The organism is Pseudomonas sp. 22490, from assembly GCF_052044465.1.
GTDB classification, from domain to species: Bacteria; Pseudomonadota; Gammaproteobacteria; order Pseudomonadales; family Pseudomonadaceae; genus Pseudomonas; species Pseudomonas aeruginosa.
In genome coordinates, this window is record NZ_JBQENS010000001.1 from 122,573 (window position 1) to 136,275 (window position 13,703).

Annotated in this window: 11 protein-coding genes; 9 read left to right on the forward strand and 2 right to left on the reverse strand. The window is 69.2% G+C overall.

Annotated elements, in window-relative coordinates:
• Positions 1 to 19 precede the first annotated feature (19 nt).
• Positions 20 to 1,297 carry a lipid IV(A) 3-deoxy-D-manno-octulosonic acid transferase gene (gene waaA / locus ACTJJX_RS00500; RefSeq protein ID WP_016852205.1) on the forward strand — a complete coding sequence of 426 codons (1,278 nt, stop codon included), beginning with the start codon at positions 20 to 22 and terminating at the stop codon, positions 1,295 to 1,297.
• A gap of 48 nt (positions 1,298 to 1,345) precedes the next feature.
• Here waaA and ACTJJX_RS00505 read toward each other — a convergent pair whose 3' ends face one another.
• Positions 1,346 to 1,945: a helix-turn-helix domain-containing protein gene (locus ACTJJX_RS00505; RefSeq protein WP_003095727.1), complete on the reverse strand. Its 600-nt coding sequence runs from the start codon at positions 1,943 to 1,945 to the stop codon at positions 1,346 to 1,348.
• 77 nt (positions 1,946 to 2,022) lie between these two features.
• Positions 2,023 to 3,969, reverse strand: a complete 1,947-nt coding sequence (locus ACTJJX_RS00510; RefSeq protein WP_003146337.1) for an oxidoreductase — start codon at positions 3,967 to 3,969, stop codon at positions 2,023 to 2,025.
• Between the two features lie 173 nt (positions 3,970 to 4,142).
• On the opposite strand from ACTJJX_RS00510, the gene ACTJJX_RS00515 reads away from it, so the two are divergent.
• The 8 genes from ACTJJX_RS00515 (at position 4,143) to ACTJJX_RS00550 (ending at position 13,666) form a co-directional block, all read left to right on the forward strand.
• Positions 4,143 to 5,234, forward strand: coding sequence for an ABC transporter substrate-binding protein (locus tag ACTJJX_RS00515; protein ID WP_003095722.1), 1,092 nt, complete (start codon positions 4,143 to 4,145; stop codon positions 5,232 to 5,234).
• A gap of 76 nt (positions 5,235 to 5,310) precedes the next feature.
• The gene (locus ACTJJX_RS00520) at positions 5,311 to 5,958 is read left to right on the forward strand and encodes a TetR family transcriptional regulator C-terminal domain-containing protein (protein WP_003114535.1); all 648 of its coding nucleotides are present in this window, start codon (positions 5,311 to 5,313) and stop codon (positions 5,956 to 5,958) included.
• 117 nt (positions 5,959 to 6,075) lie between these two features.
• Positions 6,076 to 6,810, forward strand: coding sequence for a two-component system response regulator AruR (gene aruR, locus ACTJJX_RS00525; RefSeq protein WP_003095718.1), 735 nt, complete (start codon positions 6,076 to 6,078; stop codon positions 6,808 to 6,810).
• A 3-nt stretch (positions 6,811 to 6,813) separates the two neighbouring features.
• On the forward strand, positions 6,814 to 7,590 hold the full coding sequence (locus ACTJJX_RS00530) for a substrate-binding periplasmic protein (protein WP_003114534.1): 777 nt from the start codon (positions 6,814 to 6,816) through the stop codon (positions 7,588 to 7,590).
• Positions 7,587 to 9,839: an ATP-binding protein gene (locus tag ACTJJX_RS00535; RefSeq protein WP_016253973.1), complete on the forward strand. Its 2,253-nt coding sequence runs from the start codon at positions 7,587 to 7,589 to the stop codon at positions 9,837 to 9,839. Before ACTJJX_RS00530 ends, ACTJJX_RS00535 begins: the two co-directional genes overlap by 4 nt.
• 183 nt (positions 9,840 to 10,022) lie before the next feature.
• Positions 10,023 to 11,435, forward strand: a complete 1,413-nt coding sequence (locus tag ACTJJX_RS00540) for an amino acid permease (protein ID WP_003116157.1) — start codon at positions 10,023 to 10,025, stop codon at positions 11,433 to 11,435.
• Between the two features lie 258 nt (positions 11,436 to 11,693).
• Positions 11,694 to 12,485, forward strand: a complete 792-nt coding sequence (locus ACTJJX_RS00545) for an enoyl-CoA hydratase/isomerase family protein (protein WP_003116159.1) — start codon at positions 11,694 to 11,696, stop codon at positions 12,483 to 12,485.
• A 20-nt stretch (positions 12,486 to 12,505) separates the two neighbouring features.
• Positions 12,506 to 13,666 (forward strand): acyl-CoA dehydrogenase family protein, encoded by a 1,161-nt coding sequence (locus ACTJJX_RS00550; protein WP_003095708.1) that lies wholly within the window; start codon positions 12,506 to 12,508, stop codon positions 13,664 to 13,666.
• The last annotated feature ends 37 nt before the right edge of the window (positions 13,667 to 13,703 follow it).

Below are 13,703 nucleotides of genomic sequence, written 5' to 3' on the forward strand. Positions count from 1 at the left end.
TTTGCTAAGCTGCGCGCCCATGAACCGTACCCTCTATACCCTGCTGTTCCACCTCGGCTTGCCGCTGGTGGCGTTGCGCCTGTGGTGGCGCGCGCGCCAGGCACCGGCCTATGCCAAGCGCATCGGCGAGCGTTTTTCCCTGTCTTTGCCCGAGGTGCCGCCCGGCGGCATCTGGGTGCACGCCGTCTCGGTGGGCGAGAGCATCGCCGCCGCGCCGATGGTGCGGGCGCTGCTGGAGCGCCATCCGCAGCTGCCGGTCACCGTCACCTGCATGACCCCGACCGGCTCGGAGCGCATCCGCGCATTGTTCGGCGAGCAGGTCCGGCACGGCTACCTGCCCTACGACCTGCCCTGGGCGGCGGCGCGCTTCCTCGACCGGGTGCGGCCGCGCCTGGCGGTGATCATGGAAACCGAGCTGTGGCCCAACCATATCCATGCCTGCGCCGTGCGCGGGATCCCGGTGGCGCTGGCCAATGCGCGCCTGTCCGAGCGCTCGGCGCGTGGCTACGCGCGCTTCGCCGGGCTGACCCGGCCGATGCTCGCCGAGCTGTCCTGGATCGCCGTGCAGACCGAGGCCGAGGCCGAGCGCTTCCGTCGTCTCGGCGCGCGTCCTGAGTGCGTCAGCGTGACCGGCTCGATCAAGTTCGACCTGCGCATCGACCCGCAGCTGCCGCTGGCCGCTGCCGCCCTGCGCGAGGAATGGGACGCGACGGCGCGACCGCTGTGGATCGCCGCCAGCACCCATGCCGGCGAGGACGAGATCGTCCTGGCAGCCCACCGGCGCCTGCTGGAAACGCGTCCCGACGCGTTGCTGATCCTGGTGCCGCGCCATCCGGAACGCTTCGCCGGCGTCCACGAGCTATGCCGCCGCGAAGGCTTCGCCACGGTCCGGCGCTCCGGCGGCGAGCCGGTGGCACGCGCGACCCAGGTGCTGCTCGGCGATACCATGGGCGAGCTGCTGTTCCTCTATGCCCTGGCCGACATCGCTTTCGTCGGCGGCAGCCTGGTGCCCAACGGCGGGCACAACCTGCTGGAGCCGGCGGCCCTGGGCAAGCCGGTGTTCGCCGGTCCGCACCTGTTCAACTTCCTCGACATCGCCGCGCAATTGCGCGACGCCGGGGCGCTGCTCGAGGTGACGGATGCCGGCGAGCTGTGCGACGGCCTCGCGCGCCTGTGGGCGCAGCCGGAGGTCGCGACGGCCATGGCCACTGCCGGAGAGAAGGTGCTGCGTAACAACCAGGGCGCCCTGGAGCGGCTGCTGGCGGGGTTGGCGCGGTTGCTCGGGCGCGGCGGGTAGAGCTCGCCCCGTCGGCCCTCCCCTGGCCCTGCATCGCGACAGGGCGTTTCAGAACGTCGGCGGGGTGATCACCCAGAGCACCAGGGTATCGCTGTCGCCCGGGTTGCCGTAGCGATGCGGTTCCTGGCTGGAGTAGCTGAAGCTGTCGCCCTCGCGGAGCTGGAAATGGCGGTCGCCGACCCAGAGTTCGAAGATTCCGCTGAGGATGTAGCCGGCTTCCTCGCCCTCATGGCTGTAGCTCTGCTGGCTGTAGGTGCCCGGCGGGAAACGCGAGTGGAGGATCTCCAACTGGCGGCTGGGCTGCGGGGTGAGCAGTTCGTCGATGATGCCGTCTTCGTAATGCACGCTCATGCGCGTGTTGCGCCGCACCACGTAGCCGGCGTCCGCCGGGTCCACCGCGGCCTCGCTGGCGAAGAACCACTGGATGGTCACGCCGAGGCTGCGGGCGATGTTGAACAGCGCCGGAATCGACGGATACGCCAGGTTGCGTTCCAACTGGCTGATGTAGCCGGCGGTGAGTTCGCTCTGTGCGGCCAGCTCGGCCAGGGTCAGGCCGCGGCGCTTGCGCAGGCCGCGGATGCGGGTGCCGAGGAAGTGCGTTTCGCTGCGCGGCGTGTCGGTGGCGTCCGGCGGTGACGGGCGGGGCATGCGGCGGGGTCCTGGCTGCGTTTGCGGCATTCTAGGAGCTGGGCCGGGACCCGTCGAGGGAGCCGCGGCCGCGCCGCTCAGATGCTCCAGGCGGCCTTGAGCCCTTCGTAGATCGCCTCCTCGGCGGTGCGGGGGGCCAGGCAGTCGCCGATCCGCAACACCTCCGCCAGGCCGTGCAGGCTGTCGGCCAGGCGGTCCACCGGCTGGTGGCCCTGGCATAGCACCAGGGTATCGACCTCCTCGAACAGCATCGCCTCGCCGCTGGCGCTGTGCTGCATGTACACCGTGGTATCGTCGCAGCCGTACAGGCGGGCGTAGGGCGTGACCGGGATACCCAGGCGGTGCAGCTCGCCGGCCAACTGGTCGCGCACATACAGCGGCAGGCTCTCGCCGCAGTGGGTGCCGTTCACCGCCAGGCGCACCTGGTGGCCCTCGCGTACAAGCTTTTCCGCGATACCGGGGCCGATCCAGTCGCCCCGCCAGTCGGTGACCAGCACCGAACGACCGACCCGCACCTCGCCGCGCAGCACCTGCCAGGCATCCACCACCTGCAGCTCGCCGCCGCGCTCGAAAGGCGGCCAATAGGGTTCGGCGCCGGTAGCGACGATCACCAGGTCCGGCCGTTCGCGCTCCACCAGCGCGCGGTCGACCGGCGTGTTGCGGCGTACCTCGACGCCGGCCAGTTGCATCTCCCGTTGCAGGTTGGTGGAGGCGCCGCCGAATTCCGCGCGGCGCGGCAGCAGTTGCGCCAGGTTGACCTGGCCGCCGAGCTGGGCGCCGGCCTCGCAGAGCACTACCTCGTGGCCGCGCTGTGCCGCCACCGCCGCCGCCTTCATCCCCGCCGGGCCGCCGCCGGCGACCAGCACGCGCTTGCGCCGCGAGGCCGGATTGGGCGTTGCGTAGGTCAGCTCGCGGCCGGTTTCCGGGTGCTGGATGCAGGAGATCGGATAGCCTCGGTGGAAATGTCCGATGCAGGCCTGGTTGCAGGCGATGCAGGCGCGCACGTCGTCGCTGCGCCCGGCCTCGGCCTTGTTCGGCATCTGCGGGTCGCAGATCAGCGCGCGGGTCATGCCGCAGACGTCGGCCTGGCCTCGGGCGAGGATGGCCTCGGCCTCCTGGGGCTGGTTGATGCGCCCGGTGACGAACAGCGGGATCGCCAGGCGCGCCTTGAAGGTACCGGCTTCGCGGGCCAGGTAGGCCGGCTCGATGGCCATCGGCGGGACGATATGGATGGCGCCGCCGAGGGAGGCCGAAGTGCCGGCGACGATGTGCAGGTAGTCCAGCTCGCCCTGGACCGCCTCGGCCGCCTGCAGCGACTCGCTTTCGCTGAGACCCTCGGGGTCGCGCTCGTCGGCGGACAGGCGCAGGCCGACGATGAAGTCCTCGGAGGTGGCCGCGCGCACCGCCGCCAGCACTTCGCGGAGGAAACGCAGGCGGGCATCGAGGTCGCCGTTGTAGCCATCCTTGCGGCGGTTCACCCGCGGGTTGAGGAATTGCGCCGGCAGGTAGCCGTGGCTGGCGACCACCTCCACCCCGTCCAGTCCTGCCTCGTGCAGGCGGCGCGCGGCGGCGGCGTAGCCGGCGACGATCTCGTCGATCAGCGGCTGGTCGAGTTCGCGCGGCATCACCCGGAACCGTTCGTTGGGCGAGGCCGAGGCGGAATAGGCCACCGCCAGCAGGCCGTCGGCGGACTCCATGATCTCGCGCCCGGGATGGAAGATCTGCGACAGCACCACGCAGCCTTCGGCGTGGCAGGCCTCGGCGACCCGCCGGTAGCCGGGGATGCAGGCATCGTCGGTGGCCATCAGCACGTGCGAGGTGTAGCGCGCGCTGTCGTGGACCCCCGCCACCTGCATGACGATCAGTCCGGCGCCGCCGCGGGCCCGGGCGCGGTGATAGGCGACGAGTGGCTCGTTGACCAGGTTGTCGGTAGGCATCGACGTGTCGTGGCCGCTCGACATGATGCGGTTTTTCAGGCGTTTGCCCCGGATTTCCAGGGGGCTGAACAGGTGCGGGAAATTCACGGTTGGCGTCCTTCTTGTTGTTCTCGCGGCGCGCTTCAGAAACAGGATATGAATTTACCATCAGTAAAAAATCAACTTGTTTTTTTAAAATCGACTGGATAGTTTCTGTCCCGTGGCCGCTTCCCGGCGGCTCGCTGCGATCCACTCCACAACAAGAACAAGAGGAGACGCACATGAACCGTTCCTTTCCGTTGCGCCGCGCGGCCAGCGCCCGTCCGCACCCGGTTTTTCCTTGCCGCGTCCTGCTCGGCGCCGTCCTGCTGGCGTTCGGCGGCCTCGCGCCGGTCCAGGCCGATGATGGCCTGGTGGTGGTCGGCTACGGCGGCGCCGGACAGAAGGCCCAGGAGGTGGCGTTCTTCCAGCCCTTCACGCAGCAGACCGGGATTCCCGTGGTGCAGAGCGAGTACAACGGCGAGATGGCCCGGATCAAGGTGATGGCCGACACCGGTCACGCCGACTGGGACCTGGTCCAGGTCGAGGGGCCGGACCTGGCGCGCGGTTGCGACGACGGCCTGTTCGAGCGTCTGGACTGGCAGGCCATCGGCGGCAAGCAGCAGTTGATCGCCAATGCCGCCCAGGAATGCGGTTCCGCCGCGCTGGTCTGGGGCGTGGCGATCGGCTACGACGCCGACCGGCTGCAACAGCCGCCGGCGTCCTGGGCCGACTTCTGGGACGTCCAGCGCTTCCCCGGCAAGCGCGGCCTGCGCAAGCGGGCGATCTACAACCTGGAGTTCGCCCTGCTCGCCGACGGCGTGCCACGCGAGCAGGTCTATCCGCTGCTGGCGACCCGCGCCGGTGCCGACCGTGCCTTCGCCAAGCTGGGCCAGCTCAAGCCCTACATCCAGTGGTGGGAGGCGGGAGCGCAGCCGGCGCAGTGGCTGGCCGCCGGCGACGTGGTGATGACGTCCACCTACACCGGGCGCATCGCCGACGCCCACCGCGCGGGGCGCAACCTGGCCCTGGTATGGCCGGGCAGCCTGTACGGCATGGACTACTGGGCGGTGGTCAAGGGTTCGAAGCGCGGCGCCGAGGCGCGTCGCTTCATCGCCTTCGCCAATGCCCCGGATGCCCAGGTGCGCTACGTCGAGAACATTCCCTACGGGCCGACCAACCGCCAGGCCGCCCAGCGCCTGCCCGCGCAACTGGCGAGCTGGGTGCCGACCGCGCCGGCGAACCTGGAGCAGGGCCTGGCGATGGACGACGAATTCTGGGTCGAGCACGGCGAGGAGCTGGAGGAGCGCTTCAACGCCTGGGCCAGCCAGTGAGACGGGCGCCACGTAACCTGCGATCATCGGGGCTGCCCGCCGGTGGTCGCGGGCGACGAGCAGGAGCCGCGAAAGGATGAACCAGGAAGTGCGCTTTTCCCGTCTGGAGCCAGAGCAGCGCAAGGCGCTGCTGATCGAGGCGACCCTGGCCTGCCTGAAGCGGCATGGCTTCCAGGGCGCCTCGGTGCGCAAGATCTGCGCCGAGGCCGGGGTATCGGTGGGCCTGATCAATCACCACTACGATGGCAAGGACGCGCTGGTGGCCGAGGCCTACCTGGCGGTCACCGGACGCGTCATGCGCCTGCTCCGCGGTGCCATCGACACCGCGCCGGGCGGCGCCCGCCCGCGGCTCTCGGCGTTCTTCGAGGCATCCTTCTCCGCCGAGCTGCTCGATCCGCAATTGCTCGACGCCTGGCTGGCGTTCTGGGGTGCGGTGGGCAGCATCGAAGCGATCGGGCGGGTCCACGACCATTCCTATGGCGAGTACCGGGCGCTGCTGGTCGGCGTGCTGCGGCAACTGGCGGAGGAGGGCGGCTGGGCGGACTTCGACGCGGAACTGGCGGCCATCAGCCTCAGCGCCCTGCTCGACGGGCTGTGGCTGGAGTCTGGGCTGAATCCCGCGACCTTCACGCCGCGGCAGGGCGTGCAGATTTGCGAGGCCTGGGTGGATGGCCTGGAGGCGGGCGCCCATCGCCGCTTCCGGCGTGCGATGGAAGCTTGTTGATCGTCCGTTCAGTAGTGGATAGGCTGCTGCTGGCAGCGGAAGGCGCCCCGGCCCCTTCCGCCCACCGTCCGACAACCCAGAACAAGAAACGCCCCGGCCCGCCGGAGGCGCAAGGTGATGGCGATGGTTCCGCGCGTATTGGTGGTCGACGACGACCCGGTGATTCGTGAGCTTCTCCAGGCCTATCTCGGCGAGGAGGGCTATGACGTCCTCTGCGCCGGCAACGCCGAGCAGGCGGAAGCCTGCCTTGCCGAGTGCGCCCATCTCGGCCAGCCGGTCGAGCTGGTGCTGCTGGACATCCGCCTGCCCGGCAAGGACGGCCTGACCCTGACCCGCGAGCTGCGGGTGCGCTCCGAGGTGGGGATCATCCTGATCACCGGGCGCAACGACGAGATCGATCGCATCGTCGGCCTGGAGTGCGGCGCCGACGATTACGTGATCAAGCCGCTGAACCCGCGCGAACTGGTGTCGCGGGCGAAGAACCTGATCCGCCGGGTGCGCCATGCCCAGGCCAGCGCCGGCCCCGCCCGGCAGGCCCTCAGGCAGTTCGGCGACTGGCTGCTGGACGCCGACCGGCGCCGCCTGATCGACCACGCGGGCAACGAAACCCTGCTCACCCATGGCGAATTCCAATTGCTCGGCGCTTTCCTGCGCAACAGCGGGCATACCCTGAGCCGCGACCAGTTGATGGACCAGATCCGCAACCGCGAGTGGCTGCCCAGCGATCGCTCCATCGACGTACTGGTCGGCCGCCTGCGTCGCAAGCTGCGCGACGACCCGGCCGAACCGCAACTGATCATCACCATCCACGGCGCCGGCTACCTGTTCACCGCCGCGGCCAGCGACGCCTGAGCCATGCAGGCCTGCTGGCTGGCGCTCTGCGGATGGCTGCTGGGCGGCCTGGCACAGGCTGCGGAGACCATCCGCTATTGCGACTATCCGGTATACCCGCCGATCTCCTGGAGCGACGGCCAGCAGGTCCGGGGGCTGGCGCCGGAGCTGGTGAAGCGGCTGTTCGGCGCGCTGGGCTACCGGGTCGAGGTGGTGGTGCTGGGCAACTGGCGGCGCTGCCTGCTCGACGCCGCCGCCGGACGGGTCGACCTGATACTGGCCTACCGCACGCCCGCGCGCGATCGCGACCTGGCGTTTTCCGCCGAGCCGGTGCTGCGCGAGGAGGTGGCGATCTTCTACAACCGCCAGCGGCCGGTGCGCATCCAATCCCTCGGCGACCTCGCCGGCTATCGCGGCGGGCTGTTGTTCGGCGAAAGCTACGGGGCGGACTTCGACCGCTTCGTCGGCCGCCACGGCAACGTCGAATGGGTTTCCGACAGCCGACAGAACTTCGGCAAGCTGGTGCGCCAGCGCATCGACTACATCGCCCACGAACGGCGCACCGGCACGCTGTTCGCCGAGCGCCTGGCCGGCGGCGAGAACATCCGTGCGCTGCCCGAACCGCTGACGGTGGACTACCTGCGGGTGGCGGTCTCGCGGCACTCGCCGCTGGCGGCGAAGATGGACGAGATCGACCGGGCCCTGCGTGGCTATCGCGACGACGGCAGCATCCAGCGTTGGCTGGACGACAGCGTGCGCGACTATCGGCGCCTCGCCGGCAACCGCGCGGACGCCTGGTGAGCGGCCACGGTGGAGTGTTGGCGCGGCGCCTGCTGTGGCGGGTGCTGCTGTTCAGCCTGTGTTTCACCGTCCTCGCCGGCGCCGTGCAGCTGTTCTTCGAATACCGCCGCGAAATGCGCGAGATCGAGGCGCGCCTGGAACTGATCCGCAGCGGCTACCTGGCCAGCTTCGAGCGCAGCCTGTGGGATCTCAACCAGGAGCAGTTGAACGTGCAGTTGCGCGGCCTCGGGGATTTCCCCGACATCGCCCGTGTCAGCCTGCAAAGCGCCGACTTCAACCTGTTGCAGGGCGACCAGCGTCCACGCGGCATGCTGCGGGTCGAGCGCTTTCCCTTGAGCTACCAGCCGCCGGGGGGCGAGCGTCGGCAACTGGGCGAGCTGGAGATCGCCATCGACCTGGCGGCGGTCTATCGCCGGCTGGTTTCCGGCGGCCTGGCCAGCCTCTTGTGGATGGGCAGTTTCCTTTGCGGCCTGGCGGTGGCCCTCAGTTGGCTGTTCCACAGCCTGGTCACTCGCCATCTGTGGCGCATGTCCGAGTTCGCCGGGCATATCGCCGAAGGCGACCTGCAACAGCCGCTGCGACTGGACAAGGTGGACCGCGAGCGCGATGAGATCGACGCCGTCGCCGCCGCCCTGGAAGACATGCGCCAGGCCCTGCGCACCGACCGCCGCCGGCGCGATGCCGATCGCGACGAGTTGCGCCGACAGGTCGAGCGACGCACCGCCAGCCTGCGTCGGGCGAAGGACCAGGCGGAAGCCGCCGACCGCGCGAAGAGCCGTTTCCTCGCGACCATGAGCCATGAGATCCGTACCCCGCTGAACGGCATCCTGGGCATGGCCGAGCTGCTGCGCGAGGCATCGCTCGGCGAGCGTGACCGCCAGCGCCTGCGGGCACTGGCGACAGCGGGGGAGGGACTGCTGGCGATCCTCAACGAGGTCCTCCACTTCGCCCGGCTGGAGGAAGCGCCGGATGTGCCGGAAGCGGTGGACTTTTCCTTGCGAAGCCTGCTCGAGGACGTCCTCACCCTGCTCGAACCGCGGGCGCGGGAGAACGCCACGCGGCTGGACCTGTGGCTGGACCCGCAGGTTCATGACGGCCATCGCGGCGCCGAGCAGTTCCTGCGCCAGGTGTTGACCAACCTGCTGGGCAACGCGGTGAAGTTCACCGAGGCCGGCGAGGTGCGCGTTCGCGTCGAGCGGCTGGTGCGCAGCGCAGGAAGCGAGCGACTGCGGCTGAGCGTCGCGGACGATGGAATCGGCATTCCCGAGGAAATGCGCGAACGCATCTTCGAACGCTTCACCCAGGGCGGCGACGCCGTGACCCGCCGTTACGGCGGAACCGGCCTGGGCCTGGCGATCAGCAAGCGGCTGGTGGAAGCGCTGGGCGGGCGGATCGGCGTGGAAAGCCGGGTCGGCCAGGGCAGCACGTTCTGGTTCGAGATCGAGCTGGCGCTGGCGAGCTTGTCCGGCGCGACGCCGCCGGCGGCATCGGTGTCTGCGCTGGAGGTGCTGCTGGTGGAGGACGTGGCGCTCAACCGCGAGGTGGCCCAGGGCCTGCTCGAGCGGGACGGCCACCGGGTGATGCTGGCCGAGGACGCGGGGCCGGCCCTGGCGTTGTGCCGGCAGCGGCGCTTCGACCTGATCCTGCTGGACATGCACCTGCCGGGGATGGCTGGCCTCGAGCTTTGCGCCGGGATTCGCCGGCAGCTCGACGGCCTGAACCGCGCCACGCCGATCTTCGCCTTCACCGCCAGCATCCAGCCGGACATGGTGCGTCGGTACTTCGCCGCGGGTATGCAGGGCGTGCTCGGCAAGCCCCTGCGGATGGACGAGCTGCGCCGCGCGCTGGGCGAGGTCGGCACCAGCGTGCCTGCGCTTGCGGTGGACGCCGCGCTGGACCGGCAAATGCTCGAGACCCACCGCCGCCTGCTGGGGCGGCACAAGCTCGCCGGACTGCTGGGCAACCTGCTGGGAAGCCTGGACGAGCAGTTGCCGCTGCTGGCCGAAGCCCTGGACCAGGCGGACCTGGCCGAGGCGGCGAACATCGCCCATCGCCTGTCCGGAAGCTGCCACTCCATGGGCCTGGTGGCGCTCGGCGCCGGCCTGGGCGAGCTGGAGCGCGAGGCCCTGGGCGCGGCCGGGGTCGACCCGCGAGCCTGGGGCGCACGCCTGGGTAGCCTGCGCCGCGACGGCGCCGAAGCCCTGCGCCGCGCCGGCTTCCTCGGCGAAGCCGACTCAGCGGCCGGTTGAGCGGCGCGGCGAACAACTTCCTTACAGCTTTTTACATCTTCGATCCGCGCGTTCAACGGCGTCTTACATCCGCCGCCAATAATCCGCTCATCCGTGCGCAAGACACGGCCTCTGACAGAGTGGAGACAAGAATAATGAGCCATCTCGAAGACCCCTGTGCGTACCCTCATCCGGAGGTGCGCCATGGCTGACGGCAAGGAAAGGCTGCAACTCACCCGGGCCCTGGCGAGCCGCCACATCTTCATGCTGTCCCTCGGCGGGGTGATCGGCACCGGGCTGTTCATGGGCTCCGGCGTGACCATCAACCAGGGCGGCCCGGCCGGCGCGGTGCTGGCCTACCTGGTGGCCGGGGTGCTGATGTACCTGGTGATGGTCTGCCTCGGCGAGCTGTCGGTGCAGATGCCGGTCTCCGGTTCGTTCCAGGCCCACGCGACGCGTTTCATCGGCCCGGCGACTGGCTTCATGATCGGCTGGGTCTACTGGATGAGCTGGGCCTCCACGGTAGGCCTGGAATTCACCGCGGCCGGGATGCTCATGACCCGCTGGTTCCCGGAGGTGCCCGTGTGGCTATGGTCGGGTTTCTTCGTGGTCGTGCTGTTCTCCCTCAATGCCCTGGCGACCCGCGCCTTCGGCGAGGCCGAGTACTGGTTCGCCGGGATCAAGGTGGCGGCGATCCTGGTGTTCATCGTGGTCGGGGGGCTGGTGATCTTCGGCGGTATCGAACTGAAGAGCGGTGCGCCGGCGCCGATGTTCTCCAACCTGGTCGGCGAGCGGCTGTTCCCCAACGGCCTGTCGGCGGTGTTCGCGGTGATGATGACGGTGGTCTATGCCTTCCAGGGTTGCGAGATCATGGGCGTCGCCGCCGGCGAGACCGAGCGACCGGAGAAGAGCATCCCGCGGGCGGTGCGCAACGTGGTGTTCCGCGTACTGATCTTCTACGTGCTGGCCATCGTCGTGCTTTCCGCCATCATTCCCTGGCAACAGGCCGGGCTGATGGAAAGCCCGTTCGTGCAGGTGTTCGACATGGTCGGGATTCCCTACGCGGCGGACCTGATGAACTTCGTCATCCTCACCGCCATCCTCTCGGTAGGCAACTCGGGCCTGTACGCCTCGACGCGGATCCTCTGGGCGATGTCCAGGACCGGCATGGCCCCGCGCGGCCTGTCGAAGCTCAGCGCGCGCGGCGTGCCGCTCTACGCGTTGCTGATCACCCTGTGCTTCGCCCTGCTCTCGTTGCTGACCAGCGTGGTCGCCGCCGACACCCTGTTCATGGTGCTGATGGCGGTGAGCGGGATGTCCGGCACCGTCACCTGGATCGTCATCGCCTACGCCCAATACCGCTTCCGCCGCGAGTACATGGCCAGCGGCGGCACGGTCGCCGAGCTGAAATATGCCGCGCCGCTGTTCCCGCTGGTGCCGTTGGCCTGCATCGCCGTGTGCTGCTCGCTGTTCGTCTTCCTCGCCCTCGATCCCACCCAGCGGCCGTCCTTGTACTGGGGCTTCGGCTTCATCGCCGCCTGCTACCTGGCCTATTACGTGGTTCGTCGCCGGCAGCCGCAGGGACTGGGCGACCCCGCCCTGGGACGGGCCGGCTGAACGGCCATTCGCAGGACCCGACGCCCGCCGCATCCGGCGGGCGTTTTCGTTTTCGCCTGGTTGGTTTGTTCGAAGTTGTAACAGCCGGCTCGCGCGGGCCTTCGCCGCTTTTCGGCGGATCGCATGGCGTGTGGCTTTGCGCCTGCCGCAGGGCCGTTACATACACCCGAATGGGTGGATTGTGGTCTTGTTGAACGAGTGTTTAGTATTGCCTGAAAGCCGCGATCGCCATCAACCAACAATAAGAACGAGGGCCGCATGACTGACCTTTCCCCATTGCAGACGCGGGTCGAAGCCGGGATCGCCTGGCTCGTCCTGAATCGTCCGCAACAGCGCAATGCACTGGATATCCCCACCCTGGAGGCCCTGCACGTCCGACTCGATGCCTGCGAGCGCGACCCGGCAGTGCGCGCCGTGGTCCTCGGCGGCAGCGGACGCAGCTTCTGCGCCGGGGCCGATCTCGCCGAATGGGCGGCGGCTGAAGCCCGTGGCGAGCTGGAAAGCTATGGATGGACCGAGGCCGCCCACGCCCTGATGGGGCGCCTGCACGCCCTCGACAAACCCACAGTCGCCGCCGTCAACGGCAGCGCCGTGGGCGCTGGCATGGACCTGGCGCTGTGCTGCGATTTCCGCATCGCCGCCGCCTCGGCGCGCTTCAAGGCCGGCTACACCGGCATGGCCTACTGCCCGGACGCCGGCGCCAGTTGGCATCTGCCACGGCTGCTCGGCAGCGAGGCGGCCAAGCGCCTGCTGTTCCTCGACGAAGCCTGGAGCGCGGAGCGCGCTCTGGGCGCCGGACTGGTCGGCGAGGTGGTCGCCGACGAGCGCCTGGTTGAGACGGTCGGCGCCTTCGCTGCGCGTCTCGCCAGCGGCCCGACCTTCGCCTTCGCCCAGACCAAGCGCCTGCTGCGCGACGGCGCCGGGCGCTCGCTGGCCGAGCAGTTGCGTGCCGAGCAGGCCGCCGGGCTGCTCTGCGGGCGCAGCGAGGATGCCGCCGAGGCGCTGCGCGCCGTGGCCGAGAAACGTTCCCCTCAATTCAGCGGGCGCTAGGCGCCGAGCAGGTGATTCCCATGGATTTCAGGCTGACCCAGGAACAGGACATGCTGGTCGAGGCGGTGCGCAGCTTCGTCGAGAAGGAACTGCTGCCCCACGAGGACGATGTCGACCGCGCCGACGCGGTGTCGCCGGAGCTGGCCGCACAGATTCGCGGCAAGGCCCTCGCCGCCGGTTTCTATGCCTTCAACATGCCCGAGGAAGTGGGTGGCGGCGGCCTCGACTACCTGTCCCAGGCGCTGGTCGAACGCGAGCTGTCGAAGGTCTCCTGGGCCCTCCACGTATTCGTCGCGCGGCCCTCGAAGATCCTCATGGCCTGCACCGGAGAACAGCTCGGCGACTACCTGTTGCCCTGCGTGCAGGGCGAAAAGACCGATTGCTTCGCCCTCACCGAGCCGGGCGCCGGCTCCGACGCCAATTCGATCAAGACCCGCGCGGTGCGCGACGGCGACGCCTTCGTGATCAACGGTAGCAAGCACTTCATCAGCCACGCCGGGCACGCCGACTTCGCCATCGTCTTCGCCGTCACCGACAGCTACGAGCACAACGGCCGCAAGCGCAACGCGGTGACCGCCTTCCTGGTGGACAAGGGCACGCCCGGGATGACCGTGCGCCGCGGGCCGAAATGCGTGAGCAACCGTGGCTACCACACCTACGAGATCTTCTTCGACGATTGCCGGGTGCCGGCCTCCAAGGTGCTCGGCGAGGTCGGCAAGGGCTGGGAAGTGGCCAACGCCTGGCTCACCGCCGGACGGGTGATGGTCGCCGCCAACTGCGTCGGCCAGGCCCAGCGCGCCCTCGACCTGTCGCTGCGCTGGGCGGCCGATCGCAAGCAGTTCGGCCAGCCGATCGGCAGCTACCAGGGCGTTTCCTTCAAGCTCGCCGACATGGCCACGCAGATCCGTGCCGCCGAGCTGATGACCCTGCACACCGCCTGGAAGATGGACCAGGGCACCATGACCGACGGCGAGGCCGGCATGGCCAAGCTGTTCGCCAGCGAGACCCTCGGCAAGGTCGCCGACGAAGCGGTGCAGATCTTCGGCGGCATGGGCCTGATGGATGAAGGACCGGTCGAGCGCATCTGGCGCAACGCGCGGATCGAACGGATCTGGGAGGGCACTTCGGAAATCCAGCGGCACATCGTTTCCCGCGAACTGCTGCGGCCGTTGCTGCGTTGAAGTCCTGGCTCCCCTCTTCCTCCAGGGGAGAGGGGAA

Excerpts from the sequence above, each read along its gene's own strand:
- waaA (WP_016852205.1), top strand. The coding sequence starts at position 20 with ATGAACCGTACCCTCTATACCCTGCTGTTCCACCTCGGCTTGCCGCTG.
- ACTJJX_RS00520 (WP_003114535.1), top strand. The coding sequence starts at position 5,311 with ATGAACCAGGAAGTGCGCTTTTCCCGTCTGGAGCCAGAGCAGCGCAAG.
- ACTJJX_RS00545 (WP_003116159.1), top strand. The coding sequence starts at position 11,694 with ATGACTGACCTTTCCCCATTGCAGACGCGGGTCGAAGCCGGGATCGCC.
- aruR (WP_003095718.1), top strand. The coding sequence starts at position 6,076 with ATGGCGATGGTTCCGCGCGTATTGGTGGTCGACGACGACCCGGTGATT.
- ACTJJX_RS00530 (WP_003114534.1), top strand. The coding sequence starts at position 6,814 with ATGCAGGCCTGCTGGCTGGCGCTCTGCGGATGGCTGCTGGGCGGCCTG.
- ACTJJX_RS00550 (WP_003095708.1), top strand. The coding sequence starts at position 12,506 with ATGGATTTCAGGCTGACCCAGGAACAGGACATGCTGGTCGAGGCGGTG.
- ACTJJX_RS00515 (WP_003095722.1), top strand. The coding sequence starts at position 4,143 with ATGAACCGTTCCTTTCCGTTGCGCCGCGCGGCCAGCGCCCGTCCGCAC.
- ACTJJX_RS00540 (WP_003116157.1), top strand. The coding sequence starts at position 10,023 with ATGGCTGACGGCAAGGAAAGGCTGCAACTCACCCGGGCCCTGGCGAGC.
- ACTJJX_RS00505 (WP_003095727.1), bottom strand. The coding sequence starts at position 1,945 with ATGCCCCGCCCGTCACCGCCGGACGCCACCGACACGCCGCGCAGCGAA.